The sequence below is a fragment of the Myxococcales bacterium genome (assembly GCA_016699535.1).
Lineage (GTDB): Bacteria > Myxococcota_A > Polyangia > Polyangiales.
In genome coordinates, this window is the sequence record CP064980.1 from 3,480,816 (window position 1) to 3,507,355 (window position 26,540).

At 48.4% G+C, this 26,540-nt stretch carries 29 protein-coding genes, 1 tRNA gene and 2 pseudogenes; 16 read left to right on the top strand and 16 right to left on the bottom strand.

All coding sequences use genetic code 11. From position 1 onward, the window contains the following. Nucleotides 1–85 precede the first annotated feature (85 nt). From IPJ88_16370 to IPJ88_16380, 3 genes and pseudogenes are all read right to left on the bottom strand, one after another. On the bottom strand, nucleotides 86–832 hold the full coding sequence (locus IPJ88_16370) for an SIMPL domain-containing protein (protein QQR89737.1): 747 nt from the start codon (nucleotides 830–832) through the stop codon (nucleotides 86–88). A 22-nt stretch (nucleotides 833–854) separates the two neighbouring features. Further along, nucleotides 855–1,237 (bottom strand): annotated as a pseudogene (gene apaG / locus IPJ88_16375) (Co2+/Mg2+ efflux protein ApaG). An 89-nt stretch (nucleotides 1,238–1,326) separates the two neighbouring features. After that, on the bottom strand, nucleotides 1,327–1,524 hold the full coding sequence (locus tag IPJ88_16380) for a hypothetical protein (GenBank protein ID QQR92067.1): 198 nt from the start codon (nucleotides 1,522–1,524) through the stop codon (nucleotides 1,327–1,329). A gap of 232 nt (nucleotides 1,525–1,756) precedes the next feature. On the opposite strand from IPJ88_16380, the gene IPJ88_16385 reads away from it, so the two are divergent. The 4 genes from IPJ88_16385 (at nucleotide 1,757) to IPJ88_16400 (ending at nucleotide 4,949) form a co-directional block, all read left to right on the top strand. Continuing rightward, entirely contained in the window at nucleotides 1,757–2,578 is an 822-nt protein-coding gene (locus IPJ88_16385; protein ID QQR89738.1) for an arylamine N-acetyltransferase, read from the top strand. 105 nt (nucleotides 2,579–2,683) lie between these two features. Next, a complete protein-coding gene (locus IPJ88_16390) occupies nucleotides 2,684–3,463 on the top strand; it encodes a TerC family protein (protein ID QQR89739.1) in 780 nt (259 codons plus the stop codon). Nucleotides 3,464–3,556: 93 nt separating this feature from the next. After that, a complete protein-coding gene (locus tag IPJ88_16395) occupies nucleotides 3,557–4,327 on the top strand; it encodes a hypothetical protein (protein QQR89740.1) in 771 nt (256 codons plus the stop codon). Between the two features lie 31 nt (nucleotides 4,328–4,358). Further along, a complete protein-coding gene (locus IPJ88_16400) occupies nucleotides 4,359–4,949 on the top strand; it encodes a hypothetical protein (protein ID QQR89741.1) in 591 nt (196 codons plus the stop codon). A 71-nt stretch (nucleotides 4,950–5,020) separates the two neighbouring features. Here IPJ88_16400 and IPJ88_16405 read toward each other — a convergent pair whose 3' ends face one another. The 3 genes from IPJ88_16405 to IPJ88_16415 form a co-directional block, all read right to left on the bottom strand. Continuing rightward, complete coding sequence (locus IPJ88_16405) at nucleotides 5,021–5,413, bottom strand: DUF302 domain-containing protein (GenBank protein ID QQR89742.1); 393 nt, start codon at nucleotides 5,411–5,413, stop codon at nucleotides 5,021–5,023. A gap of 144 nt (nucleotides 5,414–5,557) precedes the next feature. Continuing rightward, nucleotides 5,558–6,115 (bottom strand): hypothetical protein, encoded by a 558-nt coding sequence (locus IPJ88_16410; GenBank protein QQR89743.1) that lies wholly within the window; start codon nucleotides 6,113–6,115, stop codon nucleotides 5,558–5,560. Between the two features lie 170 nt (nucleotides 6,116–6,285). After that, a complete protein-coding gene (locus IPJ88_16415) occupies nucleotides 6,286–6,912 on the bottom strand; it encodes a DUF2239 family protein (GenBank protein ID QQR89744.1) in 627 nt (208 codons plus the stop codon). Between the two features lie 260 nt (nucleotides 6,913–7,172). Here IPJ88_16415 and IPJ88_16420 point away from each other — a divergent pair, with 260 nt between their 5' ends. The 6 genes from IPJ88_16420 (at nucleotide 7,173) to IPJ88_16445 (ending at nucleotide 11,625) form a co-directional block, all read left to right on the top strand. Continuing rightward, entirely contained in the window at nucleotides 7,173–7,529 is a 357-nt protein-coding gene (locus IPJ88_16420; protein ID QQR89745.1) for an STAS/SEC14 domain-containing protein, read from the top strand. Nucleotides 7,530–7,595: 66 nt separating this feature from the next. Next, on the top strand, nucleotides 7,596–8,030 hold the full coding sequence (locus IPJ88_16425) for an OsmC family peroxiredoxin (protein QQR89746.1): 435 nt from the start codon (nucleotides 7,596–7,598) through the stop codon (nucleotides 8,028–8,030). Between the two features lie 266 nt (nucleotides 8,031–8,296). Next, a complete protein-coding gene (locus IPJ88_16430) occupies nucleotides 8,297–9,379 on the top strand; it encodes a hypothetical protein (GenBank protein ID QQR89747.1) in 1,083 nt (360 codons plus the stop codon). A gap of 1 nt (nucleotide 9,380) precedes the next feature. Then, nucleotides 9,381–10,007, top strand: coding sequence for an RNA polymerase sigma factor (locus IPJ88_16435; GenBank protein ID QQR89748.1), 627 nt, complete (start codon nucleotides 9,381–9,383; stop codon nucleotides 10,005–10,007). After that, nucleotides 10,007–10,747: a hypothetical protein gene (locus IPJ88_16440; protein QQR89749.1), complete on the top strand. Its 741-nt coding sequence runs from the start codon at nucleotides 10,007–10,009 to the stop codon at nucleotides 10,745–10,747. Before IPJ88_16435 ends, IPJ88_16440 begins: the two co-directional genes overlap by 1 nt. A gap of 455 nt (nucleotides 10,748–11,202) precedes the next feature. Beyond that, nucleotides 11,203–11,625, top strand: a complete 423-nt coding sequence (locus IPJ88_16445) for a PH domain-containing protein (GenBank protein ID QQR89750.1) — start codon at nucleotides 11,203–11,205, stop codon at nucleotides 11,623–11,625. 12 nt (nucleotides 11,626–11,637) lie between these two features. On the opposite strand, the gene IPJ88_16450 is transcribed toward IPJ88_16445, so the two are convergent. Next, entirely contained in the window at nucleotides 11,638–12,279 is a 642-nt protein-coding gene (locus tag IPJ88_16450; protein ID QQR89751.1) for a DNA-3-methyladenine glycosylase I, read from the bottom strand. 136 nt (nucleotides 12,280–12,415) lie between these two features. Between IPJ88_16450 and IPJ88_16455 the strand changes: the two genes are divergently transcribed. Beyond that, nucleotides 12,416–12,889 (top strand): GNAT family N-acetyltransferase, encoded by a 474-nt coding sequence (locus IPJ88_16455; GenBank protein QQR89752.1) that lies wholly within the window; start codon nucleotides 12,416–12,418, stop codon nucleotides 12,887–12,889. A gap of 86 nt (nucleotides 12,890–12,975) precedes the next feature. Here the strand turns inward: IPJ88_16455 and IPJ88_16460 are convergent, their stop codons facing one another. Beyond that, nucleotides 12,976–13,926 carry a hypothetical protein gene (locus tag IPJ88_16460; GenBank protein QQR89753.1) on the bottom strand — a complete coding sequence of 317 codons (951 nt, stop codon included), beginning with the start codon at nucleotides 13,924–13,926 and terminating at the stop codon, nucleotides 12,976–12,978. 52 nt (nucleotides 13,927–13,978) lie between these two features. Continuing rightward, complete coding sequence (locus IPJ88_16465; GenBank protein ID QQR89754.1) at nucleotides 13,979–14,965, bottom strand: hypothetical protein; 987 nt, start codon at nucleotides 14,963–14,965, stop codon at nucleotides 13,979–13,981. A gap of 687 nt (nucleotides 14,966–15,652) precedes the next feature. Between IPJ88_16465 and IPJ88_16470 the strand changes: the two genes are divergently transcribed. After that, nucleotides 15,653–16,654 (top strand): hypothetical protein, encoded by a 1,002-nt coding sequence (locus tag IPJ88_16470; GenBank protein QQR89755.1) that lies wholly within the window; start codon nucleotides 15,653–15,655, stop codon nucleotides 16,652–16,654. 351 nt (nucleotides 16,655–17,005) lie between these two features. Here IPJ88_16470 and IPJ88_16475 read toward each other — a convergent pair. From IPJ88_16475 to IPJ88_16495, 5 genes are all read right to left on the bottom strand, one after another. Further along, a tRNA-Met gene (locus IPJ88_16475) sits at nucleotides 17,006–17,079 on the bottom strand. A gap of 39 nt (nucleotides 17,080–17,118) precedes the next feature. Continuing rightward, on the bottom strand, nucleotides 17,119–17,874 hold the full coding sequence (locus tag IPJ88_16480; GenBank protein QQR89756.1) for an rRNA pseudouridine synthase: 756 nt from the start codon (nucleotides 17,872–17,874) through the stop codon (nucleotides 17,119–17,121). Between the two features lie 12 nt (nucleotides 17,875–17,886). Continuing rightward, complete coding sequence (locus IPJ88_16485) at nucleotides 17,887–18,270, bottom strand: hypothetical protein (GenBank protein ID QQR89757.1); 384 nt, start codon at nucleotides 18,268–18,270, stop codon at nucleotides 17,887–17,889. After that, the gene (locus IPJ88_16490; GenBank protein QQR89758.1) at nucleotides 18,263–18,610 is read right to left on the bottom strand and encodes a hypothetical protein; all 348 of its coding nucleotides are present in this window, start codon (nucleotides 18,608–18,610) and stop codon (nucleotides 18,263–18,265) included. The genes IPJ88_16485 and IPJ88_16490 overlap by 8 nt, the downstream gene beginning before the upstream one ends. Beyond that, on the bottom strand, nucleotides 18,607–19,449 hold the full coding sequence (locus tag IPJ88_16495) for a hypothetical protein (protein QQR89759.1): 843 nt from the start codon (nucleotides 19,447–19,449) through the stop codon (nucleotides 18,607–18,609). The genes IPJ88_16490 and IPJ88_16495 overlap by 4 nt, the downstream gene beginning before the upstream one ends. A gap of 134 nt (nucleotides 19,450–19,583) precedes the next feature. Here IPJ88_16495 and IPJ88_16500 point away from each other — a divergent pair, with 134 nt between their 5' ends. The 3 genes and pseudogenes from IPJ88_16500 (at nucleotide 19,584) to cysC (ending at nucleotide 22,189) form a co-directional block, all read left to right on the top strand. Beyond that, nucleotides 19,584–19,781 carry a ribbon-helix-helix domain-containing protein gene (locus tag IPJ88_16500; GenBank protein ID QQR89760.1) on the top strand — a complete coding sequence of 66 codons (198 nt, stop codon included), beginning with the start codon at nucleotides 19,584–19,586 and terminating at the stop codon, nucleotides 19,779–19,781. Further along, nucleotides 19,778–21,584, top strand: a pseudogene (gene lepA, locus IPJ88_16505) (elongation factor 4). Before IPJ88_16500 ends, lepA begins: the two are co-directional and overlap by 4 nt. After that, the gene (gene cysC / locus IPJ88_16510) at nucleotides 21,581–22,189 is read left to right on the top strand and encodes an adenylyl-sulfate kinase (GenBank protein ID QQR89761.1); all 609 of its coding nucleotides are present in this window, start codon (nucleotides 21,581–21,583) and stop codon (nucleotides 22,187–22,189) included. The pseudogene lepA and the gene cysC overlap by 4 nt, the downstream one beginning before the upstream one ends. Before the next feature lie 9 nt (nucleotides 22,190–22,198). Here cysC and IPJ88_16515 read toward each other — a convergent pair whose 3' ends face one another. Next, nucleotides 22,199–23,959: an EAL domain-containing protein gene (locus IPJ88_16515; protein QQR89762.1), complete on the bottom strand. Its 1,761-nt coding sequence runs from the start codon at nucleotides 23,957–23,959 to the stop codon at nucleotides 22,199–22,201. 114 nt (nucleotides 23,960–24,073) lie between these two features. Beyond that, entirely contained in the window at nucleotides 24,074–24,523 is a 450-nt protein-coding gene (locus IPJ88_16520; protein QQR89763.1) for a response regulator, read from the bottom strand. 136 nt (nucleotides 24,524–24,659) lie between these two features. On the opposite strand from IPJ88_16520, the gene IPJ88_16525 reads away from it, so the two are divergent. Continuing rightward, on the top strand, nucleotides 24,660–26,540 hold the full coding sequence (locus IPJ88_16525) for a PAS domain S-box protein (protein ID QQR89764.1): 1,881 nt from the start codon (nucleotides 24,660–24,662) through the stop codon (nucleotides 26,538–26,540).

A 26,540-nucleotide genomic window follows, 5' to 3' on the forward strand; every position in this document is an offset into this window, starting at 1 on the left:
ATTGGAGTCGTTTTAGCTATTGCATTCTATATCTATGAAACCCGTCGCAGAAAAAGACAGCTGCTTTCAATCGATTCAAAGCCTGTTATTCTTGAATAGCGTAACGAAGCTGTACTTGATGCTGTACGACAATTTCGCCTTGCTCAATGGGCACTGCGGAATCTTCCATGACTTCCGCTTTCATACTTTGATAGGCCGCACGTGGATAAATGCGATCCGCTTCGCTCTCGGAAACGGCCAACAAAGGTCCCAGTGTTGCGCCACTTAGCTCAGCAAGTGCCTTAGCTTTCTCTTTGGCGTCCTGAACAGCTTTTGCCCGGGCTTTGGCTTCAAGCGCAGCTGAATCCTCGAGCTCAAAACGAATACCCCAGATATTATTGGCGCCTGCCTTGGTGGCTGCAGCTAGAACATCACCCAAGGTATCCAGTTTGCGCACCGAAACATCCAGTTGATTATTTACAACATAGTGACCCGTCGGCAATTCAGCTTTGCTGGATGTCTCTTTGCCTGGCTCGGGTCTTGGGGGGGAGTCTTGCACAAAGTTGATGGAATAGTTGCTGGTTTGCAAATCACGATCGGCGACTCCTTTGGCTTTGATTGCATTAACAATGCTTGTCATTTGTTTCTTTGCAAGCCTTTCAGCATCATCAACACTTGTTGCCCTCACCTGCACGCCAATGGTTGCACGTGCAACGTCGGGTTTTCCGGTCAAACGCGCTGAGCCATTCACGCTAAGCCCGTAAGCTTCACCCTGCGAAGCATCGTGCACCACCACTGTGTGCCCCGCACAACCTGTAAGAACAAAAAGGAGTATTGGTATTCTATAAAACATTGTTATCACATCCCCGTAATCATCAATTTAACGCATACGGCATCGCAAGAGTGAAAGGATCAATCTTGGCCGTGAACTGCTCGCCCTGTCGGTACGCATGATGTAACCGCCCTGCATCGTGCCTACAGGCGTCGGCAGGGGACAAAAGCTTGTGTACTCGAAGGTCTCCCCAGGGTTGAGGCGTGGTGTTTTTCCCACTACACCTGGGCCTTCGACTTCTTCTGTGCGCCCGGATGCATCTGTAATAAGCCAACGCCTCGAGACCAACTGAACGACTTCACTGCCTTCGTTTTCAATTTTTACCTTATAAGAAAAAAAGTAATTATTGAGATGCGGCTCGGATTCTTCTTTAACATAAGAAGACTCGACCTTGATACAAACTCCGCGTGTTACCGTACAGGACATAGCGCTTGCTACCATGACACAAACTCACCCCTGGAGGAAAGGGGGGCTGTGCTCAAGATGATTTCGACTTCTTCGAGGCAGCTGCTCTGCTACAAGCCAACTCGTACAGCTAGCCACAGTAGCGCTAGGAGAGCCGCTGCGATGAGCAGCGACCAGGCAACATTGGAAACAAAATAAGGATAAACCATCAAGATCAATCCCACGGCAATTTGCGGAAAACGCCTTTGCCTCTTTCCGTACGAAAACGAAACAAAACCTGCTCCGCTCACCAAAAAAGCAACAAACATTACTGCGGGATCAAAATTCATCAATCAATCACGTTGGTCCAAAGGAAAACCGCTTTGAAAGTATAGCACAAGAAAAAACAAGGCATAGAACTCATTGAAGCAACACTAAAAGAGCGGGTAGCACACAATGCAGCACTCGCCTCGCTATTGCCAAAAACCGTCGGGGTACGATAAACCCGCTCGTGCATTGTCTCTTGTACAAATTAGAAAGCCTTGAGCGGAAAGCCGCGCCATGAACACTGACTCTTTCTCAATCGACGCCTATCTCAAACGTATCGGCTTGTCCGCCCTTCCCACGGCGACCTCCGCAGGACTAAAAAGCATTGTATCTGCTCAAGCTTGCTCTATCACCTTTGAAAACCTCGACGTCTTAGCTGGTGAAGCTATCCGTTTGGATCAGTCCGCAATCATCACAAAGATACTTCACCAGGGTCGTGGCGGTTATTGTTTTGAACTCAATGGACTACTCGCCCTGGCGCTACAAACAGCAGGCTTTCAACTGAGCCGAGCACTTGCGCGAGTTACCTATAAACGAAGTGAACCCGGTCCCTTCACGCACATGGTTCTTTTAGTCGAGAGTGAGGGCAAAGAATGGCTAGTGGATGCTGGCTTTGGTGGCCCCGGACTAATCGAACCAGTGTTGCTCGAAGAAAGTGACACCATTGTCCAGAGAGGCGCACGTTTCCGTCTATTCAAAGACAATACCGGAGACTTTCACCTGCAACGCAAGATCGAAAACGAATGGTTGGGACTCTATATTATCTCGAGTAGAGCTATTCTCCCAATTGATATTGAAGTGGCGAATCACTTTGTTTCAACTTGGGAGCGTTCACCTTTTCGTTCAATGTTTATGGTCGCACGGCCAAACGGGGATATGTTAAGTACGCTCCAAGGGCAGGAGTTTCTCGTTCTTGATTCACAGCTTCGGGTGAAAACAAAAAGCGCGATTGAAAGCGCCGAACACCTTCGGACGCTGATGCTTTCAGTTTTCGATGTTCCTATCTCAGAGAAGCTTGCAGCGAAAGTTTGGCTTCGAATTCGATCAGGACCCTAGATCTGGCATGAAAACATGGAACGCTCAGCCTCGAGGAATCAACCGCAGCAGGGGCGACAAGCGTATGGTATTCCGCTATGAACGGCGCGGGAGGACAAGGCTAAGATGGACTTTTCTTGGATCACTAGCTCAGAGGCACTAGTTGCTCTATTGACGCTCACCTTGCTTGAGCTCGTGCTCGGCATCGACAACATTGTTTTCATCTCTATCTTAACTTCTAAGCTCTCTGTGAACGAGCAGCCCAAGGCTCGACTGCTGGGACTGTTCATGGCCATGTTTGGCCGCATTGCACTGCTGCTTTCGCTGACCTGGATCATGGGCCTTACCAAGCCATGGCTTACTTTGTTTGGAAACGAAATTTCAGGACGTGACAGTATATTGATCCTGGGTGGTCTTTTTCTCTTGGGCAAAAGCACCCATGAAATACACGGCAAGCTCGAAGGGGAAGATGAACATGATCCCCAAGGTAAAACGGCAGCTTCGTTTCGAGCCGTGGTTTTTCAGATTTTACTGGTCGACCTTGTGTTTTCGCTTGATTCCGTGATCACGGCCGTAGGCATGGCTCAGCACATCGAGATCATGATTATCGCTGTCGTTCTTTCCGTCGGCGCGATGATGCTTTCCTCTGGAGCGATATCACGCTTCATTGATGCGCATCCTACGGTTAAGGTGCTAGCGCTGAGTTTTCTGCTTTTAATCGGGGCTACCCTGATCGCTGACGGTTTAGGTCATCACTTTCCCAAAGCGTACATCTACTTTGCCATGGCTTTCTCAGTTTTTGTTGAACTGATTAATCTTCGCGTTCGCAGCAAAAGCAAGCCCATTAAGCTCCGAAACCCTCAACTCTCCCACGCGATCAATAAGAGCAGAAACGAAGAAAGTTAAGGCGCCGCAGTTCTTGATATCGCTGGGCAATTCAGCACAGCTTTGAGCGCAATCGAAATTGCGTTCGTCGGACAAAGCCCTATACTTTGCGGCATGAAGATCTTGTACCCATTTTGTTCCAGCCCTTCGCCCGGCGGCCCGCTTTGCCTTTGCTGGCTGCTCGCAGCACTGAGTCTGTGCACATGCGACTCGGGTTCCATCGGAAAGAAGAAGGACGTCATCGATGATGCTTCTACTTTATCCGATGCAGCCACGGGTGATGGGGGAGACGGTAGTACGATCGGCATCGATGAGCCGATCATACCCGCCGCAGATCTGCCAGCGTGGATGGAGCCACACGGCATTCATCTGCATGATCTAGTTGGAAACGTACCCGAAGCACATCTTGTTAACGCCATTGTTTCTGGCTTTCCCGGTCTGGGACGCTACGTATCCGGCGCGAGGGATGGGAGCACCGTGACGATGCGCGTACGCCTAAACTTACGTTCCGATGCAAGCGGACAATACTCGGAAGTCTCCGCATTAGGTCAGCAAGCTGCACTCGATCAGTGGCCCACGGTGCTTCCCGCATCGGAACTACGTTTGTACGACGGCACAACTGAAGTGACCGACAAAGTTATTTCATACCACTATCATCCAGCTGGATTACTGCAGCCGACAGACGGCGCAACTTCCTTCAGCCGCTACCCAGTTATCGATGTTACGACAAACCTTTTTACTGAGACAGGCGCCTTAAGCTTACCTGCCCATCGTGGCTGCTCCTTTGTGATGAGCAGTCAGTATTCTGAGTTGATTGCAGAGTTTACGCTTACGTCGAATAACAAGATTGCAGTTAGTTTTTGGCTAAGCAAGACTTTGTTTTAAATCCTACATTGGGGGAGGCAATGCAGGGAACGTGGAAGCATTGCGAAGCCAACTGCAAGCAACCTATCCCGATCGACATAATAAGTTTCAGTTCACAATGCCAGCCGGCACAGACGTAATGTTGCCTCATTTCCCGCCCACCCCGATTGATCCCTACAGCGATATTTCGAACGTCGCTAGGCCAAGTACAGGGACCTACCGTTTTGGCAGCTCCAGCAATCCGGCGCTATCGGTCGACCATACGATTTCGATGGCAATGGCGCCCAATCTGCAATGGCAAGATGCCGATCAAAGTGGCGCGACCAAAGAACTTAACTTTCTTCCGGCTCTCACCACGGTCGACCTTATCTCAAGTCCAGAATACTTCGTGCCCGCCACCGTTGCCTACGATCCCTGCATGACCAATGGAAACTGCTCAACCATGCTACTCGAGCAAATCTATAACGCCAGCATGACGATGACAGTGTACTACTATTCCATCACGCGCACTGGAGACAACTTATACAAAATTCCGTTGCGACAAGTGGGATCGACTTACACCAACGCAGCGCCGGGCACCGCCACCACTCACGGCTTTGGCTATTTCGACTACCAAGGTCGACTCGTCGACTTTGAACCCTAACCCAAGTGTATTGCACTGTTGTGAGAAGACTTGCTCGAAGCAAGATGGCTCAAGACTTTTGTATCAGAGCGCTAGATGCTCTCAAGCACACGCTCAAGGCGCTCTTTCACTTCGCTGGCAACTTCCTGAATCGAAGTGTTTGATGAAAAAGAGCCCATCGCAGCCACTGGATCCATGGCAAGGATACGCGTTGTTTTGGAATCAATTTGGCTGAGGCAAACATTGCAGGGCAAAAGCACTCCAATCTCTTCCTCACTACCCAGTGCCTTGTGCGCAAGCTTGGGGTTGCATGCACCTAATATCGTATAGGGCCGAAACTCCACGTCGATCTTTTTCTTTAGCGTATCTTTAACGTCAATTTCAGTGAGCACTCCAAAGCCCTCGACTTTTAACGCCTCAACCACTTTCGTCCGTGTCTCATCAAAACCATAAGGCACTTCACGCTGCAGAGTATAGCTAGCCATAAGCATCTCCCTTGCCTTTACTGCAACAAGCAAAGCACTCGTTGCCTCAAGCAGCGCAATTATATCATCAAGATACCTTTTTGGCTCTAAACGATATTTGAGTACTCAATGTAGCTCAGATAGCCCCAACTGCAGTCGATAACATCATTGTGAAACCAGTCGAGCCCAATTCATCGCGTCGTTCTGAACACCAATCAGCAGAGTCCAGGTCTGAGTACTGCGGTCGCACTGAACCAAACCCTTATAGTTAAGCTGGTTTTGGTAGTCGTTAAAATTCACGTTGACCTCGTTAACTGAATCTTCAAAGGTATCGGTCGACGCATTGTACGCATAGAGCGGATTTTGACTTGCACCATCAACAATATTGATGCCATTGCCCAACACAGTGCTCGCCATAATGTCCATACCGTAGCTACTTTGCGAAGTCTCGTAGTGTGTTCCGAGGCTTCCATTACCATCATCGTAAACCATCGCGATCACACCGTCGTTTGAAGTAAAGAAGGCTTCGATGCTGCTGGTGTCACCACAAAAATCAGCTGCGTTTCCGGAATCGCTGAGTACAGAGCCATCACCGGTCACATCGCTATCGCTTACCGCGCTATCCATGCCAGCATCGTTATTTGAGCTGGAACTATCGTCCGAGCAGTGAAGCGCTGCAGCGCTGAGGATTGCAACTAGAAAAAAACGATATAAACTGGACATGCTTTTTCTCCCTACGCAACGATATGATGTTGCGCTGCAAGCGTATATCTGCTTTTTGCTTTTTTCAAAAAAAACACAAGTGAGCTGAATTAATCACTCATGGCCTTAGCGCTTCGCAAACTCGATCGCGAATTTATTGTGTCTTACGAAGCAGCAGCGCTCAAACGATTTCACGCATCCTGACAACGGCAAGCTTGATCGATAAAGCGATGCAATTGTTTACGTATGTCTTTAGGCCAATCGACGATGTGACTAGCAACTTCATCAAACTTGTGTGCAAACAACGCGCGTGCTGCCTCTTCAAAACCTGGTTGATCACCTGCGATATCCCAAATAAAACAGTGTGCAGCATCGATAATTTTCCGCATGGCGTCTTGTGATGCGTTTGCCTTGCGTGCGCTATCCACAAGTCGACGCAAAGTGGCCGAGGCACCTGAGGGTTGCTCAGAAAGCCACTGCCAGTGCCGTGGAAGCAGCGTGACCTCTCGTGAGACCACACCAAGCTTGGGCCGACCTGGACCGCGATGGACTGACGTTGCCTTCGTTGCAACCTCCTGACCATCGAGCTTGTCGATCACTTCTGTCTCGCTACCACTGAAATCAACATCCACTGCCCGTCCACTCTGTTCATCAAACAGCGCAATTCGTTCCTGACAGCCCCGATCCACGTAGGGCTTGGCCAGACGAACAACTTTTTTTAAATTCCCTCGTCCCAGCAATCGATTGCCAACAAACACAAAAAATACCGCTTTCTCCCCCATCAATCGCCACCTCTCAATGCCAAGCTTTCGAAACAAGGCTGGCTCATAATATTACCCGGGTAATATTATGAGCGAAGTGCGTAATTTAGCAAAAATAAAGTTTTTCACCTCGACACTTTTTCGAGCACGAATTCAGCGAGCGAGTTTTCCATGATGACCGCATCACCTCTGGAGTTCGGTACACTATTTCTTTCTATCCAATGGATAGACACTATTCAGAATACTGGCAGTCCTTCGGTTATCGGAATCTTTTTGTTAGGTTCGCATCCGTACACACATCGAGCAAAGGAGGCAAAATGCCGATTGTCATAAACCCACTGGGCGAAGCGGCACTGGAAATGCAGGTGTATGGAAAACTCGCCAAAGACGATTACCAGAAATTCATTCCAGTGTTGGAAGAACGCATCAATGAAAAAGGACAAATCGGGCTGTTATTGCATTTGTCCGATTTTCAAGGATGGACTCTTCCGGCACTCTGGGAAGATTTGAAATTCGATGCCAAGCATTACAACGATGTTTCACGTATTGCCCTAGTCGCTCATGATTCTGGAAAGAAATGGATGGCGACTCTATCCAAGCCCTTCACCGGAGCAGAGATCGAATATTTTCCGGAAATCGAAATTGATAAAGCTCGCGCATGGGTACAGCACTAAAACCATAGTCCTGGCTTGTATCTTCCGAGTATATCTGCTTGTCTCCTAGCCTTAGGAGGCTCAACGATGACGACACGCTCAGCAACAGCTTTATGGAACGGTACCCTCAAGGAAGGCTCAGGCCAGATGAAGGTGGAGAGTGGCTTCATCGATGTCCCTTTCACTTTTGCTTCTCGCTTTGAATCTTCGGACAAAGGGACCAATCCCGAAGAGTTGATTGGCGCCGCGCATGCCGGATGTTTTTCAATGTTTTTGTCCGCCCTGTTAAGCAAAGACGGTCATAACCCTACCGTGATTAGCAGCTCCTCCAAAGTTACCTTGGGACGTGACGATACCGGTCCTGTAATCACCATGATTGAGCTTAGTACCGAAGCGACAGTTCCTGGTCTCAAGGACACGGAGTTTCAAGATTACGTTGCCAAAGCCAAGGCCAATTGTCCCATCTCTCGCGCTTTGTCTGCCACGGAAATCTCGATCAAAAGCGCTACGCTGAAAAGCTAATCGTTTTAGCCATAAAACCTAGCTCGCTTGATTTGAACAAGATTCACTTCGCGGTTGCCAGACATCTTGCAGTTGAGCTGCGTCCTCATCATCGCGCGGCGGGCAAATGACAGTTGGGCGATCACAAAACTCTCGCCACTACCGTGATCGCCCAAAGGCTACTAGCTAGAGCAGTCTAGTCACTCGAGAATGTTGTATTTTTCTATTTTCAGCGAAATTTGTATTTTTTTGAACATCTCGACTTGCTTCGGGCACTCAATCATACAATGACAAAAATAACGATGAAATCAGCGTGTGCTCTTCTGCTCGTCTTTGGGCTTCAGATGATTCCCCCTCCATATGCCCAGGCTCAGGAACAGAGCACAACGCCATCGCAACAGCATCTACGGCTGCACTTGCGTGGCTTCGAGGACGCCGCCTTGCAGGAACTCATCAAAAAGCGGATTGCGCAGGAACTATCCCTGGAGGAGGGCGCAATCGATGTCCTAGAAGATTCGGTCCCGGAAGGTGGCGAAATTTTTGTGGACTATAATGACACCGGTATTCGGCTCCGCTATATCGATTCGGAGGGGCGCTTTTATCAACGGGACACCGAACGAAACTCAGAGCATCCGATTGAGGAGCAAATCGCTCTTGTCATTGGAAATCTAGTACGCGATCAAACGGCAACTTTTGAAGTTAAGGAAGTAGTTCTTCCCGTCAAAACGCCGCCCGCTGAGGTGAAAAAGAAAACTAAAGCAAGTAAGAAGGAAAAATATCAAAAACCCAAAGGAGTAAACAAGAGAGCCAACTATCTTGAGCCCTTCGCCATAGCATCCTTTGGTGTATTTGGAGCTGAAGAAGGCCTGGGCGCACAACTTGGTGCCGACGTGGGGCTTCGAATTAACGGATTCGGTTTATCTGGCGGCTTCAATATTTCACACACGGCTTACACAGCCAATGTGTTCGAACAGCAAGTTATAACTGCACCTTCAATGACCGACTACAACGCACCGGGTAGCGTAACATGGCTTTCGCTTCCTTTTACCTTTTCCTATCGCGCCGATCTTAGCCGGACAATATCGCTTGATGTAGGCGCTGGCCCTGGGTTTAGTATAGGCATCGCCAATGTCGAAGAAGCTTCTGAAACAAACACTACGGGATATTTGCACTCAATGCTTGGCCTAAGTTTCAAACTTTCAGCAAGAACCCGTTTTTCTTTCAATCCGTTCTTCCGTTACAATCTAAGCAAAACAACCACATCTGCGCTTATCCAAGTTACCCAAACGCAACCTAGCCAACGCTCAATCGTGGCCGACGTACCACGCTATATGGGCGGTGCCCTTATCGGGCTGGAGTGGATGATTTGACATGAAAGGCCAGTCGACCACAACAAGCTCTTTTGGAACTTGGGACGCTGCCCATAGCGAAGCGGGTACTGCCACCTCGGATGAAGTGCAAAAAACCGGTATTCTTATTGAAGACATCAAAATGGGCCACCGTGATGCGATTGCTTCTGTCTATGATCGTTATCAAGGTAAGCTCCGAAACCTAGCGTATCGCCTGCTCGGCGATGAAAGTAGCGCAGAGGATCTCGTGCACGATGTGTTTGTCACTCTGCCATCCGCAATTCAAAAATTCAAAGGACAAAGTACTTTATCAACCTTTCTTTGCGGTATTTTGATCAATCACGCACGGCGCGCAATTCGCTCGGCTACGCGCAAACGCCATGCTCTATCGAAGCTTAGCAAACAAATCCCTTTGCCCTCTCATAGCCCTGAATCGCAAGCATATGAAACTGAATTCCTCGATCACATGCAATGTCTGCTTGACCGATTGCCCATCCGACAACGCATTGTGTTCGTGTTAGTAGAAGTCGAACAAAAGAGCACTGGAGAAGTAGCTGAAATTCTCAACACTCACCCAGCAACCGTTCGAACACGACTTTTCCATGCAAAGCGAAAACTTCGCTCTTACCTAGAAAAGGAGGTCTTGTAATGACGAACCAAGACCCACTTGAGTTGATGATCGCTGCCCTCAGGCACAAACAAGCAGATCCCAAAAACGCTCCACGTACACGCGCGCGTATTTTGCAAGATTTGGTTTTAAAGAAAGACGAAAAGCATATTTGGCCCGTAGTTATTGCGGTGGCTGCTTTGCTTTTTGCATCAAGTGCCTGGGCGACCCTGCACTACGAGCTAGAGTTTCCATTTTTACTATTGCGAGCGCCAGCGCCACAGAAACCACATCCGCAAGGTATGGCAACGAGACTCTCCTCGTCGCCGAAAAACCAACCAAGCGTAGCAGTCGCCTCAGCAAACAATTTCAACAATGCCGAGAGGGCATTTTCGCAAACAAGCAAAACCGGCCAAGATCTGGCACCGCCAAAAACACATCTCTTAGCAAAACCAAACCAAGCAATTGCATCGCCTCCTCAACTCGACACTTTAAAAGGAGCAGAGCGACACGCATATCTCGGTGCGCATGCTTTGCATTTTTATAAAAGGGACTACCCATCGGCTCTGGATGCCTGGAACAACTATATTCAAGATTTTCCAAATGGATTGCTCAATGCCGAAGCGCGTTACAACCGCGTGATTGCCCTCATTAAGTTGGGGAAGTTCACTCGGGCCAGCATCGAGCTTGAAACCTTGGAAATCTTTCCCGAGCTTAAGTACCGCCATAGAGATATGCAAAAGCTACGCACATGGCTAGAGCAACACCACGAGCCGCAATGAACTCTTCAACGACAAGGTAGCTGTTTTATCAAAGGCCGGCATTAATTTCCTAAGGTAAAATCCTGTTGTCAAAACTTGGCGACTAACCTAGTGTTCTGCAATGCGCAGATACACGGCCATGGATTCAATGCGACTGGCTTTATCAATTACAATACAGTGTGCTTGCGGATCCCCAAGGCCATCGCCGAGGCCGAGTACTGAAAGCACCACCCCTCCACCTTCACCATCAAAAAGAGCGATTCACCTGGGGATGTCAATCATTGGGACGATGCCGTGTTTGCCCTAAAAGCCCAATACCCAAAGCTAGGCCTTGTTGTACCAAGTCACGGTTCGCCCGGAGGAGTAGAGCTTCTCGATCATACGGTGACGTTGGCAAGAAAACACAGTGCTCCGTAGCATTATTCGAGCAAAGGATTCTTGAAATTAGCGTTGTTTTAGCGGTACATAAAGAAACTATGAACGATGAAAAAACAATTTGGACTGGCGGCCCCTCTCAAGTGCTTAACTTAAAAGTATATGTTGTCTGCTTTTTACTGTGCTTTTTAGTCATACCGATATTTTACGCCTTGTGGAAATGGTTGGAGTTGAAAAACACACGCTACGAACTTACGAACCAGCGCCTGAAGATGCATTATGGTATACTTTCCAAACATAGCGACGATATCGAACTTTATCGAGTCAAAGACACGCGTTTTGAGCAGCCGTTTGTGTTCCGATTGTTCGGCGTCGGAAACATCATTCTCGCAACATCCGATATCAGCAACGCCCAAGTCATGCTTCGTGCCGTCCATCAAGCAGACAGTGTACGCGACCAAATTCGAGCTAACGTAGAAGAAGTCCGGAGCCGCAAAGGTGTTCGCGAAGTCGATTTCAACTAAACACGACTATCCTCAGTGATGAACGGGTACCGTTTGCGCTTTTTTCTTAAGATGACTTTCTCCCCCTTTTTGCAGTTCAGCGTATCGAAAACATTCAACCATATGATCATTAACCATCCCCACAGCTTGCATGAAGGCATAGCAAATAGTCGGTCCGCAAAAGCGAAAACCTAACTTCTTCAGAGCTTTCGACATGTGTTGGCTTTGTGTGGTCTGCGCAGGCAAGTCACTTAGACTACTCCATCGATTGCAAATGGTCTCGTGCTCAACAAAGCTCCAAAGAAAATCGTTAAAGCTTTGCCCGCTATCACGTAGTTGCAAATAAGCTTTTGCACTGTCTATCGTTCCTGAAATTTTTGCACGGTTCCGTACTATCCCAGCATCGCTCATAAGTGATGCAATCTTTTTCTCTGAAAAGCGAACAATCTTCTCGGGCTCAAAGTTCACAAAAGCCTTGCGGAAGTTTTCGCGCTTTTTCAGAATGGTGAACCACGACAGCCCCGCCTGAAAGCCGTCGAGAATCAACTTCTCGAACAACGCTCGGTCATCATGCTCCGGCACACCCCATTCAGTGTCGTGATAATGTACATACAAAGGATCAGATCCACACCAAGTACACCGAATTTTAGTATGTTTAACCATGAACAAAGCCATAGCAGAAACACAGCCTCACCGCATCCATCAAATGTTCTGAAACAAGCATGGCATGCTCTGGTGCAGTAATTGACTCTTAGGTATACTCAGATTCTTTTCTGGCGTTAGAAGCCACATTGACCAGCAGAATCTTACAATGCAAGGGGCAAACATGAGCGATCTGATCGTGCGGGATGGTTGCATTAAAGACGCAGAAGTGATTACAACATTCCAACAGCGGATGGCCTGGGTGACCGAGGGTAAGTCGCTTGATGCAGAAACAGTATCAACTGGGGTGCGCACCGTGTTCAACAATCCGGAGTTTGGATGCTACTTGGTAGCCGAAATAGATGGCGAAGTAGTAGGTAGTTTGCTGATTACTCAAGAGTGGAGCGACTGGCGCAATGGGCTGTTTTGGTGGATTCAATCGGTATACGTCGATGAGAATGTAAGACGCCGAGGCGTGTACCGAGCCATGCATGAAGAAGCACGCAAGCGGGCCAAAGCAGCCGGTAACGTGGTTGGTATTCGGCTCTATGTTGAGCGAGAAAACACAATCGCACAACAAAGCTATATGCAGCTTGGAATGAAACCCACCCATTACGACGTGTATGAAGAACTTGTCGGATAGAAAACGGTGTCTTTTGTGCGAAACTAAATTGCATGCGCATCGCGCGCGACGTTTCAGCCGCTTCCGAGCATGTTCCCGACCGTAAACTACGGAAGCATCTCACCACGCCAAGGAAGTTTTGGATTACTTTCACCCGTTGCCCAACGGTAGCGCAATCCGGCAACACCGTATGCACCAAGCACAAAGCCTAAAGAGTCCGGGCTGGCCACAGCCATTGTAAGAGCGCTCGCGATTTCCAGATGCTCTGTCAACTGAAACGATAAGACAGGACCGATTCGCCACACGCCTTCGGGCCTGGCTGTACCAAAGACGTGTTCGGCAAGGACACCAACGCGAAGCGAGTCCTGGTTCAACAAACGTGCAAGTGCTGCAAAGCGAAATACAAAATAAGTTGAATCCGCTACAAGCGCACGATACGATTCATCATAAAAAACACGGTTCGAGGGAACATCCACGGAATGAATAAAGATAAAGTCAGCAACCAAAGCCGCGTGAGGCAAAGGCACAATGCCGACTGCTTCAAATTCGAAAGCCCAGTACCTGGCACGCGCTCCGGGTGTGTCGTAGACATCGCTCCGGGTATACTGTTGTTGTGGACTATAAAAAGTCTTATTGTACGAAGCCGTGTCGCGAAAACCCGCAGAGATATCAAGTACCGGTGTCGCCACACGGACACCACCGTAAGCTTGTGCGAACTCGACCGTCGTTATCGCGTTGAAATCAACCCCGGTCCATATCCAGTGTGGTTTGCCATAACCAAAGGCCACAGCCGGTCGAAGATAAGGCGCGCCGAGTTCCATTCGTGTTGAAGCAAAAAAACGTGTCTTGCCTTGAGACCAGTAGCCAAAGTCCAAGCTTGGTTCGGCTTGTTTCTTATTATTCCGTAACTTGGGTGACTTAGCATCTTGTGCATAAACATGCTTCGGTCCAAGACAACAAAGCAGCAGAAACAAGATGGAAATACGGATTGGCATAGACGATAAACGAAGCCTTTGGCGGGGAACGATGACATAGTTAGCGCTAGGCCGCGAGCTCATCGAGAGCTTTTTTCGCCTTCTGAACAAGACATTCACGCTCTTTGATGCTGGATTAAAAAAGGTAGCTATTAATATCTTCGTGTAGTGCAAGCACTTCGCTTCGAAGATAGTCTGACAGGGCTTGCGCCAAGGTGATTTCACTTGTGTCTTTATCAAAACCAAGGAGATGATCAATCCAAAGTGAGACAGCAACTACCACGGCAAAGAGACCCGCAATAACGGAGCTTGGCAGCGCTGCCAGAACAAGAGCAGCAACCATGCCAATTGCTACGATGGAAACAACAACAACGGTGCCAATCCGAGACCAGTCGAGCCGCATGCCTTCGATTTGCACAGAGCCAGACTGGGTGTTCGGCGCAGCTAAAAGCTCAGTGATAGCATTATTCCACGCTATCAAATCTGCAGATCCTAATGCAGAAGAATGGTTTGCTTCAGCGATAAGGTTTAACCACTGTTCGCGACTTCCTTTATCCGAAATCAAAGCCGCACTCGCTAGCGATCCTTCGGCCGAGCTGATATCCCCAGCACCAAACGCAGGATCAATGAGATAAAAGTCATGAATGCTGTCGGACTGAACGGCCTCATGCAAAGCGGCCCAATCGTGGGTACCTACCCTGTCGGCCGCAAGGAAATACACCCACTGCCCGGAGGCTTCGCTTTGTCCACCGATCACGATACCGCGAGCATCGGCTCCTAGACCAAGCTCGACAACGCTTCCAAACGCCAAGCTGCCAGAAACCTGAACTTCAGCGCCAGAAGCGTCAATCACAAGCGATTGCTCTTTTACGCCGTCACACCAGTTGCAACTTCCATCGAGGGGATTGGTGTTGAAAATGCCCCACTCGCTATCAAATCTAAAATCAATGCAAAGAAAGCGCTCCAACGTCTTTTTAATTACGATTTTGTATAGAGTATCAGCACTGAGATCGGCGCCGGCCGTTGCTGCATTTGCAGCATCAGCGCAAGCATGAATTGAGTTTTCGACTAGGTTTTGACTTTGGCTCATGTTGTTGAGCTGCAAACAACGTGAAATGGCCATGCTGCATAAAAAGAAGGTTGCGATCACTTCCTCGGTAATAGCGATTGGTAGCGTTGCGGTAGATGTTTTTGGCCCCCTCCAAACGGTATCTCAGGTCTGGGTGAACATCAGTGCTTTGCATATCAGACTGATGTTCAAGGCCTGAGTCTAGCTCAACACCGCAAGCAACTGACAGAGCGACAAACAACACAACAGCGCAGTAGCGCACGGGTGAATATATTCCTGACAAGTATAGGCTTATAAGGAAGGTTTTATTTTTTTGGTCCATCGATACCTTTTGTCCAAGACCGTACAGCAAAAAGTGTGCTCAAAACCAACCCTTTTCACATTTTCATTTTAGCCGCCTTTTTGCACCAACTTGCGATTCTGTTGCTGTCATCTCAACTGAGCCAGTTGGCGCTTTCTTCCTCTTTGGCGGACAATAGTCCCCACCCAAACACAATAATACCCTATGTTTTTCACGCAGCTAAACGGTCAGAAACGCCTTTACTAGGTAAGATTGTATTCGCGCTTGCAGTCCTGTCGGACTCCAAATCACTAAAAGGACATGCAATTGTGTCCTAAAGTGACTCCAGCGAGGAAACAATAGTAGCCACTTTATGTGCGGAGTGGTTAAAATTTCCCGCGTTTTAAGCAATTTTTTTTGTTTTAAAGTTGGCCTGATTTTTGCGTTACTATGCCCCCATCATGAGACGCAACTTTGTAAGAAATGTAGGCCTACTCGTTCTAAGCGCTGCACTTTTGTTGAACGGCTGTACCGCTGAGAGCTCGAACTCAAACGAACTTGACCACGATCACTCCGAAAGTATTTCGGCACTTCTCTTTGCCGAAGTTGGGGCAGGAATTCTGGTTTGGCATGTCGCTGTAATCGCTGGAGTTGCAATCCTTGGGTATCTTAGCTTGCTCGAAGCAAACGGGGTCGACGTACCTCAGGCTGTTTGGGACACCACTGAAACCATGGTCAATGGTGCAGAATATATCGCGGAGAATGCCTGGCCAACCATCAGCGCTCTAGCTTCGCAAGTCTCACAAATTATTTCCTTACTAGCTCAATCGATTGGCCGTAGTGTGGGGTCAGTTATCATGGACATCAAGCCGGAGTTCGATCGAGGCATGATGGCCGCGGATCTCGGGTTGCCGAATGCAGCAGACTTCGGGACCGACGCTTTCAGAGCGCACATCGAGCAGTTAATTGCTATCGGCGGCCATCCTGGACTTGCAACGCCGAATCCAAATGATCCAAACGATCCAAGCAACAAACCGGATTGGTGCAATGCCTTGATCACCGGAGCACGCACAGCCGGCCGAGCAGGTTTCGAATTCAGCGCCCCCTCAGCAGCGGGGGCAACAGAGTTTCTTTCTTATTTGGACGGCATCTACGCTTTTGACCCTAACACCAGCGTCGCACGCTTTGGTATTAACGTCTTCGAAGCCGTACAACAAGGAAGCGGAAGCATATGTAAACTTTTGATGAATGTAGCTTCATGTAGCAAAGCACAGGGCATTGATACTATCGATATTGATTTCGCTGGACCCGCAGAAAGGGTAGTTACAAAGATGACAAACAACTTTGGTAATCCAACAATTTTCGGCTCTGGAATCTATCGCTGGACCATCCCAACGTCAGGTTTCACCTGTGTCGACGGTCTCTCCTCAGGAAACATCACTGCCGTACACTATATCCCCTGATTCTAGGGAACTGATCTCTTACCCTAGTTTACTGCGCTTCGCTTCGCGAATGCTCGTCGAGCAAACTGAAAAAGGCACAAAAACGCGGACTTGCGTCCGCTTCGTCTGTGGCTCTTCTGCAAGGTGCTTCCTTACCCTAGTTTACTGCGCTTCGCTTCGCGAATGCTCGTAGACTAAACTGAAAAAGGCACAAAAACGCGGACTTGCGTCCGCTTCGTCTGTGGCTCTTCTGCAAGGTGCTTCCTTACCCTAGTTTACTGCGCTTCGCTTCGCGAATGCTCGTAGACTAAACTGAAAAAGGCACAAAAACGCGGACTTGCGTCCGCTTCTTTTGTGCCTTTTTCAGTTTAGTTGCGGGGGCCGGATTTGAACCGACGACCTTCGGGTTATGAGCCCGACGAGCTACCAGGCTGCTCCACCCCGCGTCAGTTGGAGCGCATTATAAGCTTCTAAAGCTTTTTGTGTCAACGCGTAACGTCACTCTTTTTATCAGTCAAATAGCGTTTTTTTAGTTTTTCAATTTCGGTCTTTTTTAATGGGCGTTTCTGACCAGGTCGCAAGCCTTCGGCATCGATACCAGCGTGTGATAGCCGCGCCAATCGCATAACCCGTTTATCCAACGCCTCCAGCATACGATGGATTTGGCGGTTTTTACCTTCTTGCAATGCGATACGCAGCCATGTCGAACGTGGCTCTTCGCGATCAACATGAACTTTCGCCGGCGCGGTCTTGTAGCCATCATCAAGGACAATCCCCTGCGTTAACTTTTGTAAATCGTCCACAGACACTTTGCCGGACACCTTCGCGATGTAAACTTTGGGTGCAGCGACTCTTGGATGCATTAAAGCTTCAGAGAGCTCACCATCGTTAGTCAGAAGCAAAACACCACTGGTGTGATAATCCAATCGACCAACAGGATAGACACGCTCCGGAACATCTCTGATATAGTCAGCAAGACATTCACGCCCTTCAGGATCCGAAAGCGTACTAAGCACGGCTCTTGGTTTATGAAAAACAAAGTAAACCAGTGGCTCTAAGACAATGCGTTTACCGTCGACTTCGATTTTGGCACGACGCGGATTTGCCTTGCTCCCAAGTTCAGTCACAATGCGTCCGTCAACCCGTACCCGACCTTTAATAATAAGCTCTTCAGCAGCTCGGCGCGACGCAACGCCCGCTTTGGCAAGTATCTTTTGAAGTCGTTCTAGTTTTTCTGCCACAACACATGAAACCTATTTAGCGGCTTCCTCTTTTTTCCGTGCTTCTTCTTCGGATGTCATCAAAGGATCCCCCAAAGAAGTGGTCATTTCTTCTTTAAAGAAACGGTCATCACGCTCCCAACGATCCACGCGTCCATCACCATCAAGGTCAGTGCCCATGCGAATGACTTTATCATTTTCATAGTATTCCCAACGGTCCGGCTTCCATTGATCAGCAGTGCTGCGGCCGGCAATGTCGCTTTCAGCGCGCAGAGGTTTGCCGTCTTCGAAATACACTTTGTTGTCGATTTTGCCATCGCCGTTATTATCGAACTCTTTTCGCACGATTTTGGCATCTTCGAAGTAGACCCGTGAATCTATTTTACCGTTGAAATCACGGTCTGCATCTTCACGCAAAGGACGCCCGTCTTGATTGTAGTGACGTACAACATCTTTTACACCATCTGCGTTTTAAATCACTTTCTCGACAGACAAGTATCAAGCGTCGTTCGGCACCCTCGCCCACACTTTGAAATACTTTGCGGATGTCCGGACGCTCATCACCCGAGGTATCGTATTCGCTAATCTCACGTCCCGGGCTTTTAACATCACAAAGCATTAGATCCGTTGAGGAAATATCTTCTGAGCCTGAACTGCCAGTGCTCGGCATAGTCGCTGCAAGGTTCCCTTGCACTGAAGCGTCCCCTCCACCGCAGGCACCTATAAGAGCCAAGGCTAGGCTTATCCTGATTTTCATGGTTCTTCTCCCGACGCAGCATCATCATTGTCTTGGCCATCTTGTTCGCTTTCAGCGGGAGACTCGTCGCCAAAGCTCTCGCTTTGCTCATCGGTCTTTGCTTCCGTCGCTGGAGGAGCTGAATAGTTCACTTCCTCTTCCGGGATTTCCAAGACACCCCCTTCACAAGCCATTGGCTCGGTCGGCGGACCCGCTGCAGCACTCGGAAACTTTTCGTTTCGGTCAGCTTTACCGTCGCCATCGGTATCGTAACGTACTTCAACAACGCTTCCGTTTCGAAGAATTTCCCACTTTTCTGGATCGCCATCGTTGTTGTCATCGTAGACAACTTCGGTGAGCCAACCATTTTTATAGCTCTCCCAAACGTCGACCCGACCATTGTGATAACGATCACGCTCGGTTTTGGAGACCGCTTTACCATCACACCAGACCCAATAGTCGATAACGTTGTCAAAGTTGGTGTCGAGTTCTTTTCGTTCAATCTTACCGTGCTTAAAGAAAGTAAGCTGATCGATGCGTCCGTCAAAATCAAAGTCGTGTTCTTCCCGAATCGGTGTTTTGCCATCGGTGTCGAAAAAACGCGTGGCATCAATCTTGCCGTCATAGTTCATGTCGTACTGAACACAGCGCTCGACGCCATCTTTAAAGTAATGCGAAATATCAACACGCCCATCATTGTTAACGTCTACCGTGTGGCGGTTTTTGCCAGAAGCCTCACAAAGCTCTCGCATCTCCTCATCGCCTAAAGAACCTTTCGGTAGCGTGCTTCCAGAAGAACCGCAAGCCGCAAGAAGAAGCGCTAAATGGACCGTTGCTGGGAAATGCTTGATAAATCTCATTATTTTTCGCCTTTCAGGGCGTTACCATAGCGTCCTAGCACCTTGGCTGGCAAGCATTCTTGATTGACGGTACGTATGTTGTCATGTATGTTCATACGAAAGCAATACCTCTTCACCGAACAGTCAGTTTTTCGATGGCCCGTAAAAAAATCTCCACCACCATTTACATTACTCCGGAACAGAGCGAAAAGCTCAAACTGCTTCACGAACGAACAAAAGTTCCTGTAGCAGTATACATCCGTGAAGGCATCGATTTGGTGCTTGAACGTTATAACGATCAACTCCCCGGACAACTCAGCTTAGGGGAAAGTCAGAACAAACGTCGGAAGTGAACGGCGATACCATTCAAAACGTCCGCAATTTCTCCATCATCGCCCATATTGACCATGGGAAGAGCACGCTTGCGGATCGCATTCTGGAGTACACTGGAGCTTTAAGCGAGCGCCAAAGAACAGACCAATTCCTCGATAAGCTGGAATGGAACGTGAACGGGGCATCACGATTAAAGCCCAAGCTGTTCGCCTAAGCTATAAGGCCGACGATGGACAAAGCTACCAGCTCAATTTGATCGACACCCCTGGACACGTGGATTTTAGCTACGAGGTATCGCGATCGCTTGCTGCATGCGAGGGGGCGTTGCTTGTTGTCGATGCGAGCCAAGGCGTGCAAGCCCAGACCCTCGCCAACGTTTATCTCGCCCTTGAAAACGACCTTGAAATCATCCCGGTCTTCAACAAGATCGACTTACCGAGTGCGGATGTCGATCGCGTTCGACACGAAGTCCAGGAGGTCGTGGGCCTCGATTGCAGTGAAGCTATCGCCGCCAGCGCAAAAACGGGTGCAGGTATTCACGAAATTCTTGAAGCAGTCATCAAAAAGGTTCCACCTCCCAAGGGGAAAAAGGATGAAACGCTGCGCGCGCTTGTGCTTGATAGTTGGTACGACAGTTACCGCGGCGCGGTGGTGCTGGTTCGTGTAGTGGATGGAACTTTACGAAAAGGGATGAAGTTTCGCATGCTTGCCACCGGACAGGACTACGAGGCCACTGAAGTTGGTGTGTTCTCACCCTTCCCGCAAGCACTTGCCGCACTTAACACCGGAGAGGTCGGTTTTCTCGCTGCGAGCATCAAATCAGTCAACGAAACCCGTATTGGCGATACCATCACCGATTCGAAAAACCCCACAAAACAGCCTCTGCCCGGCTTCAAAGAAGTCAAACCCATGGTGTTTTCTGGAATCTTTCCGACCGACAGCGGCCAATACAACGACCTTCGTGATGCGCTTGAAAAACTCAACCTCAATGACAGTGCATTTCAATACGAGCCCGAGACGTCGGATGCGTTGGGTTTTGGCTTTCGCTGCGGCTTTTTAGGCCTCTTACATATGGAAGTTGTTCAAGAACGACTTGAACGTGAATACGATTTAGATTTGATCACCACAGCGCCAAGCGTGGTGTATCGCGTGTACACTACGGGCGGAGACGTTGTTGACGTCGAGAATCCCTCGCGCTTGCCTGATCCTGGAAAAATCGACTACATCGAGGAGCCGTTTTTAAAGGCAGCGGTTCATGTCCCTGAAAACTTTGTCGGTGCTGTCTTAGCACTATGTCAGGACCGTCGCGGCGTTCAAAAAGGCATCCAGTACGTCACAACCGATCGCGTGATTATTACCTACGAGCTGCCTATGGCTGAAGTGCTTTTCGATTTCTACGATCGTCTTAAAAGTGCGACCAAGGGCTACGCCTCCATGGAGTACGCTCTTATCGACTACCGTCGCAATCCGCTCGTGCGACTCGACATGCTCGTCAACGGCGAACGCGTGGATGCTCTTAGCGCCATCGTTCATAAAGACAAGGCATTCGTCCTTGGACGCAAGCTCGCCGAAAAATTAAAAACCATCGTGCCTAGACAGCAATACGAAGTCGCCATTCAAGCAGCCATTGGTTCACGCATTGTCGCCCGAGAAACAGTGCGCGCCATGCGTAAGGACGTCACAGCAAAATGTTACGGCGGTGATATATCGCGAAAGCGCAAACTGCTCGAAAAGCAAAAAGAGGGCAAAAGCGCATGAAGAGTGTGGGCTCGGTGGATATTCCACAAGAAGCTTTTCACGCGATTCTAAAGGTCAACGAATGAGCATGGCGATAAAGCACATCGTTTGGCACGAGGGTGAAGTAAGCGCCAAATTGCGAAAGAAGCACTATGGACATCCCGGACTGACGGTTTGGCTTACAGGATTGTCGGGGTCCGGAAAAAGTACCATCGCCATGCGTACTGAACGATTGCTGATTGAACAAGGTGTCAAGAGCTACGCGCTTGACGGCGATAACCTGCGTCATGGCCTAAACAGTGACCTCGATTTTACCGCAACTGGCCGACAAGAAAACATTCGACGCATCGGTGAAGTCTGCCGTTTGTTTTGCGATGCAGGGATCGTTGTATTGGCCGCCTTTATCTCGCCCTACGAAAAAGACCGTCAAACCGTTCGCAATATTCATCCTGAGAAGAGTTTTATTGAGGTACACGTCGCTACCCCGCTCGCAGTATGCGAATCCCGTGATCCCAAAGGATTATACAAAAAAGCACGGGCAGGAGAACTAAAAAACTTTACGGGGATCAGCGCTCCTTATGAAGAGCCTTCCCATCCAGATCTTGTGCTTGACACAACGAAGACGGATATCGACGATTGCGCAAAGAAGCTCGTATCTTTTATCACTTCACACTTATCGCAAAACAACTAACTTTCGAATCTAGTTATCCACCCACAGCTTTTTCCCGGGCAATAACCACTCGTATACCGCGTCTTCAGGTTTCGCTTCGCTAAAGAAAAAACCTTGGGCTACAGCACACCCCGCCTCCTTCAAAAACTTTAGCTGCGATTCTTCTTCGACACCTTCTGCAACAACTTCCAAGCCTAATATATCACCCAAGCTTATTACCGCGCGGGCAATCTCGGCATCACGAACTTGATAACACAAACGCTGCACAAATGACTGATCAACCTTGAGAACATCAATCGGAAAATCACGCAGATAGCCAAGGGACGAATAACCCGTTCCAAAGTCATCAATGGCAACGCTTACCCCCTGCGATCGGAGTTCTGTCAGTCTCGACCGAATCAGCGATGTCTCCTCGGCAAAAAGGTGCTCGGTAATCTCCAATTCCAATTCTCCGGCACTGACTCCATAATCCAAAAAGGCACTCTTTAAATGAGGCATAAATTCGGCGCTAAGGAGTTGTTTTGGAGAAACATTGACGGCGACTCGAACATCGCGAAGACCTTCTGCCCGCCACATGCTTTGATACCTGCAAACTTCGCGTATAATCCACCCTCCCAACTCTACGATTCTGCCCTCTTCTTCAAGTAAGGGGATGAACTCCATAGGAAATACCAACCCACGTTCTGGATGCTGCCAACGAACAAGTGCTTCCAAACCCCAAATCTGACCCGTTCTTAAATCAATCTGTGGTTGAAAATGAATAACAAACTGCTTCTTCTCGACAGCAAGACGGAGCTCCTCAAGCAAATGCATTCGGGCTTGCATGCTTCGGTAAGAACTGTAGTCAAACATGGCCACACCATTTCGACCGGAACGCTTGACTTGGTACATCGCCGCATCAGCACTGCGAACTAACTCTTTTGCATTGCTTGCGTTATCGGGGACCAAAGCCACACCCACACTAACCGAGCAAGAAATATCTCGCCCTACTATTTCAAATGGCTGCGTAAAGGTTTCCACCACACGCTGCGCCACAAGATGTGCTTCGCGATCAGAATGCACACTTTCCAAGATAACGGCAAACTCATCCCCAGACAAACGTGCCGCCACGTCAGTGCTGCGACTAAATTGCAAAAGTCGTTCAGCCACATGTTTTAGCAACTCATCACCAACTTCGTGCCCGAATGCATCATTGATTTGTTTAAACTGATCGACATCAATGAACAACAGACCCGTTTTTGTTCCGGCGCGTCTTGCCCGTTCAATTGACTGCTTCAGTCTTTCATTAAATAAACTACGATTGGCTAGCCCAGTAAGCTGGTCATAATGAGCCATGTGAACAAGCTGATCGCAAAAGCGCTTACGCTCCATCGCATAACGGACCGAGCGAATGGTTGATGACACACCTTCATGCCCCTTATAGAGATAGTCTTGCGCTCCGAATTTGAGCGCTTCGACTGCCGTTTTCTCATCCTCGTGTCCTGTTACTACAATGACAGGAACTTGAGGACTGCACGCGAGCAATTGTTTGACTGTAGATATTCCACTCGAGTCAGGCAGTTCAAGGTCGGACAAAACAGCCTGGTATTCTGCACATTCCACTGCCAGCAATGCATCAGCAAGTGTTTCGACACGATCGACAGACAAATTCTGGCCATGCTGCATCAAAGTACGAGTGATTAACTCAGCATCCAAAGAATTGTCTTCAATGAGCAAAACTCGAAAAGCGCCATTTTCGTTTTTCAAGACAGGCTCAGATTGGTCCACTACAACACCGTTGTCTAGCAACATCCGATCCTCCCCAGCGGTCAAACCAAATGATAAATTATACCCTGTCTTAATGCTGTTTGTGCTGCCGTTATCAACAAACCTGGTCGATAAATGAGTTTCACCGTTTAAGGTAAACTAATCAAAAAAAGAGCAGCCCAGTGGAAGTAAATTGGGCTTACTAAACCAGTATTCACAAAGCTTACGCAAACCTACTTCCAAATCCCGTGGATTACATGGCTTGGACCAATACGACGATGCACCCCTGTCGTAAGCCGTGCGTATGTCATTTATATCAGTTGAGCTACTAAAGATAACAACCGGTACGGCGCGCGCTTGTGGATGTTTTTTTAGCTCGACAATGAACTCTAAACCGTTTCCATCGTCCAAGTTGAGATCCAACAGAATAAGGTCCGGCAAAGTTTCAACACCTGATGTTCCACTACAAAGTTCTTCAATCGCATCGTCAATTCCTTGACGGAAGGTGCAACCAATTTTGTCATCATAGAGTTTGTCAATGACACGTTTGACCGCTACTTGATCAAGTTTGCTATCATCTATCATGAGAATCTTAGCTTTACGGCCCATATGCTTTTTAGTACCACTTATGGAATTGCCGTCAAGGTAGTATGTAGGTAAGTAAGTATATTGTTCATGTAGGACGAATGTTTACATAAAGCTAATCGCCGCAGTTTTCATATTCACACATATCTGAGGAGGAGCTATGCATGCTGAAGGGACCCGTCTATTTGATACTACGGGCTTTGTTCCTCGTTGGAATTGCGGAGTCTGGAGCCACGGTCTTGGATGGGTTCACATTGTTTCTGATCTTGTTACCTTTGCTGCCTACTTTCTGATTCCTGCCACAATTGCTTATTTTGCGTTTCAGAGGCGAGACATTCAATTCCGTAGTATCTACATTCTTTTCGGACTATTTATATTGAGTTGCGGAACGGTTCATTTAGTCGAAGCTATTATTTTCTGGGCTCCCATCTATCGATTTTCAGCGTTCGTAAAGTCCATAACGGCAGTGATTTCTGTAGCTAGTCTAGTTGCTTTGTTTTTTGTAGCGCCAAAAGCACTTCGTTTACCGGGATACAAAGCCTTGTATGAAGAGATTCGGGTAAATGAAAACAGATACCGTTCCTTAGTGAGGGCAACAAACGCTGTTGTGTGGACCGCAGATAAAAATGGCGAGCTCGTCACTGTTCAAAACTCTTGGAATGCCTACACCGGTCAAAGCTTTGATAAATCCAAAGGCTTTGGCTGGCTCGACAGGATTCATCAAGATGACCAAAAGAGAGTACAGGAGAGCTGGGAGCAAGCATGCGCAACAGGAGATCAGTATTTCGTGGAAGGTCGAATTTGGAGCGAAGAGCACCATAGCTATCGGCACTTTGAAGCGCGTGCCGTTCCAATAAAAGACACTTCTTCGGAAATCGTCGAATGGGTTGGTGCAATTCGAGACACCGAGGACGAAAAGCTCCTTGAAATAGACAAGATCGATGCCAACGAACTAGCATCTGTTGCCCTCGAGTCTGTGACATGTGGTCTTGTTATTGCGAATCAAAACGGAATAATTAAACGGGTGAACTCTCAACTTACCGATATGCTCGGCTACAATGCAGATGAGATCGTAGGACAGACGATCGAAAAGCTTGTCCCAACGAAAAGCAGAGAAACGCACACAAAAAGTCGTAATCTGTTTTTCGAGAGTCCGAGCAAGCGCGCTATCGGACAGAACCGTGACTTAGTAGCCCTTGCATCCAGCGGTAAGGAAATTCCCGTGGAGGTGGGACTTAACCCCCTACAGTATCGTGGTGAATTGCATGCCGTTGCCACAATCGTTGATATAGCAGAGCGAAAGAGAACAGAAGCTGCCTTAAGGGGATACGCAAACCAGCTCAAGATTGCCAACGAGGATCTCGACCAATTCGTCCACGCGGCATCGCATGATCTAAAAGAACCCATTCGCGGCATCAGTACCTATTGTGGTTTTATTCTAGAAGATCACGCTGAACAGATGAATGCCGAACTTCGTGACATGGTAAAGAAAATCGAAACCCTCGCACACCGAACACACAATATGATCAGCGGCATCCTTAACTTCCGACGGCTACATGAGCAATTAGAGAATTCCCCAGCATGCGAATTACGAGAAATAATTGCCATTGCAAAAGAAACGCTCATAGCACAATTAAGTCATGAGCAGGTATTGTTCAAGATTCAACCTCATCTTCCCGTGGTAATGGGCGCGAAAACAGAACTCGTAAGTGTATTTCAAAACCTGATTAGCAATGGAATCAAATACAACAACAATGAGGAAAAGGTCATTGAAGTCGGCTGCAAATCGTCTGAGGATGGAAAAGAGGCGCTCATATGGCTACGCGATAACGGTATGGGTATCGATAAAAAACACACCGGCAATTTATTTAAACTATTTAAGCGTTTACCAAATGCACGGGGCAAAGAGGAAGGCACAGGTGTGGGCCTAGCCTTTGCAAAGCGCATCATCGAACGTCATGGTGGCACTATCTGGCTTGAGTCACAGGTCAACGAAGGAACTACTTTCTTTTTCACCCTTCCATTAGCGGCACCTGCATAG

Coding starts and splice junctions, on each gene's coding strand:
- IPJ88_16370 (QQR89737.1), bottom strand. CDS start 832: ATGTTTTATAGAATACCAATACTCCTTTTTGTTCTTACAGGTTGTGCG.
- IPJ88_16380 (QQR92067.1), bottom strand. CDS start 1,524: ATGTTTGTTGCTTTTTTGGTGAGCGGAGCAGGTTTTGTTTCGTTTTCG.
- IPJ88_16385 (QQR89738.1), top strand. CDS start 1,757: ATGAACACTGACTCTTTCTCAATCGACGCCTATCTCAAACGTATCGGC.
- IPJ88_16390 (QQR89739.1), top strand. CDS start 2,684: ATGGACTTTTCTTGGATCACTAGCTCAGAGGCACTAGTTGCTCTATTG.
- IPJ88_16395 (QQR89740.1), top strand. CDS start 3,557: ATGAAGATCTTGTACCCATTTTGTTCCAGCCCTTCGCCCGGCGGCCCG.
- IPJ88_16405 (QQR89742.1), bottom strand. CDS start 5,413: ATGGCTAGCTATACTCTGCAGCGTGAAGTGCCTTATGGTTTTGATGAG.
- IPJ88_16410 (QQR89743.1), bottom strand. CDS start 6,115: ATGTCCAGTTTATATCGTTTTTTTCTAGTTGCAATCCTCAGCGCTGCA.
- IPJ88_16420 (QQR89745.1), top strand. CDS start 7,173: ATGCCGATTGTCATAAACCCACTGGGCGAAGCGGCACTGGAAATGCAG.
- IPJ88_16425 (QQR89746.1), top strand. CDS start 7,596: ATGACGACACGCTCAGCAACAGCTTTATGGAACGGTACCCTCAAGGAA.
- IPJ88_16430 (QQR89747.1), top strand. CDS start 8,297: ATGACAAAAATAACGATGAAATCAGCGTGTGCTCTTCTGCTCGTCTTT.
- IPJ88_16435 (QQR89748.1), top strand. CDS start 9,381: ATGAAAGGCCAGTCGACCACAACAAGCTCTTTTGGAACTTGGGACGCT.
- IPJ88_16440 (QQR89749.1), top strand. CDS start 10,007: ATGACGAACCAAGACCCACTTGAGTTGATGATCGCTGCCCTCAGGCAC.
- IPJ88_16445 (QQR89750.1), top strand. CDS start 11,203: ATGAACGATGAAAAAACAATTTGGACTGGCGGCCCCTCTCAAGTGCTT.
- IPJ88_16450 (QQR89751.1), bottom strand. CDS start 12,279: ATGGCTTTGTTCATGGTTAAACATACTAAAATTCGGTGTACTTGGTGT.
- IPJ88_16455 (QQR89752.1), top strand. CDS start 12,416: ATGCAAGGGGCAAACATGAGCGATCTGATCGTGCGGGATGGTTGCATT.
- IPJ88_16460 (QQR89753.1), bottom strand. CDS start 13,926: ATGAGCTCGCGGCCTAGCGCTAACTATGTCATCGTTCCCCGCCAAAGG.
- IPJ88_16465 (QQR89754.1), bottom strand. CDS start 14,965: ATGGCCATTTCACGTTGTTTGCAGCTCAACAACATGAGCCAAAGTCAA.
- IPJ88_16470 (QQR89755.1), top strand. CDS start 15,653: ATGAGACGCAACTTTGTAAGAAATGTAGGCCTACTCGTTCTAAGCGCT.
- IPJ88_16490 (QQR89758.1), bottom strand. CDS start 18,610: ATGAAAATCAGGATAAGCCTAGCCTTGGCTCTTATAGGTGCCTGCGGT.
- IPJ88_16495 (QQR89759.1), bottom strand. CDS start 19,449: ATGAGATTTATCAAGCATTTCCCAGCAACGGTCCATTTAGCGCTTCTT.
- IPJ88_16500 (QQR89760.1), top strand. CDS start 19,584: ATGGCCCGTAAAAAAATCTCCACCACCATTTACATTACTCCGGAACAG.
- cysC (QQR89761.1), top strand. CDS start 21,581: ATGAGCATGGCGATAAAGCACATCGTTTGGCACGAGGGTGAAGTAAGC.
- IPJ88_16515 (QQR89762.1), bottom strand. CDS start 23,959: ATGTTGCTAGACAACGGTGTTGTAGTGGACCAATCTGAGCCTGTCTTG.
- IPJ88_16520 (QQR89763.1), bottom strand. CDS start 24,523: ATGGGCCGTAAAGCTAAGATTCTCATGATAGATGATAGCAAACTTGAT.
- IPJ88_16525 (QQR89764.1), top strand. CDS start 24,660: ATGCATGCTGAAGGGACCCGTCTATTTGATACTACGGGCTTTGTTCCT.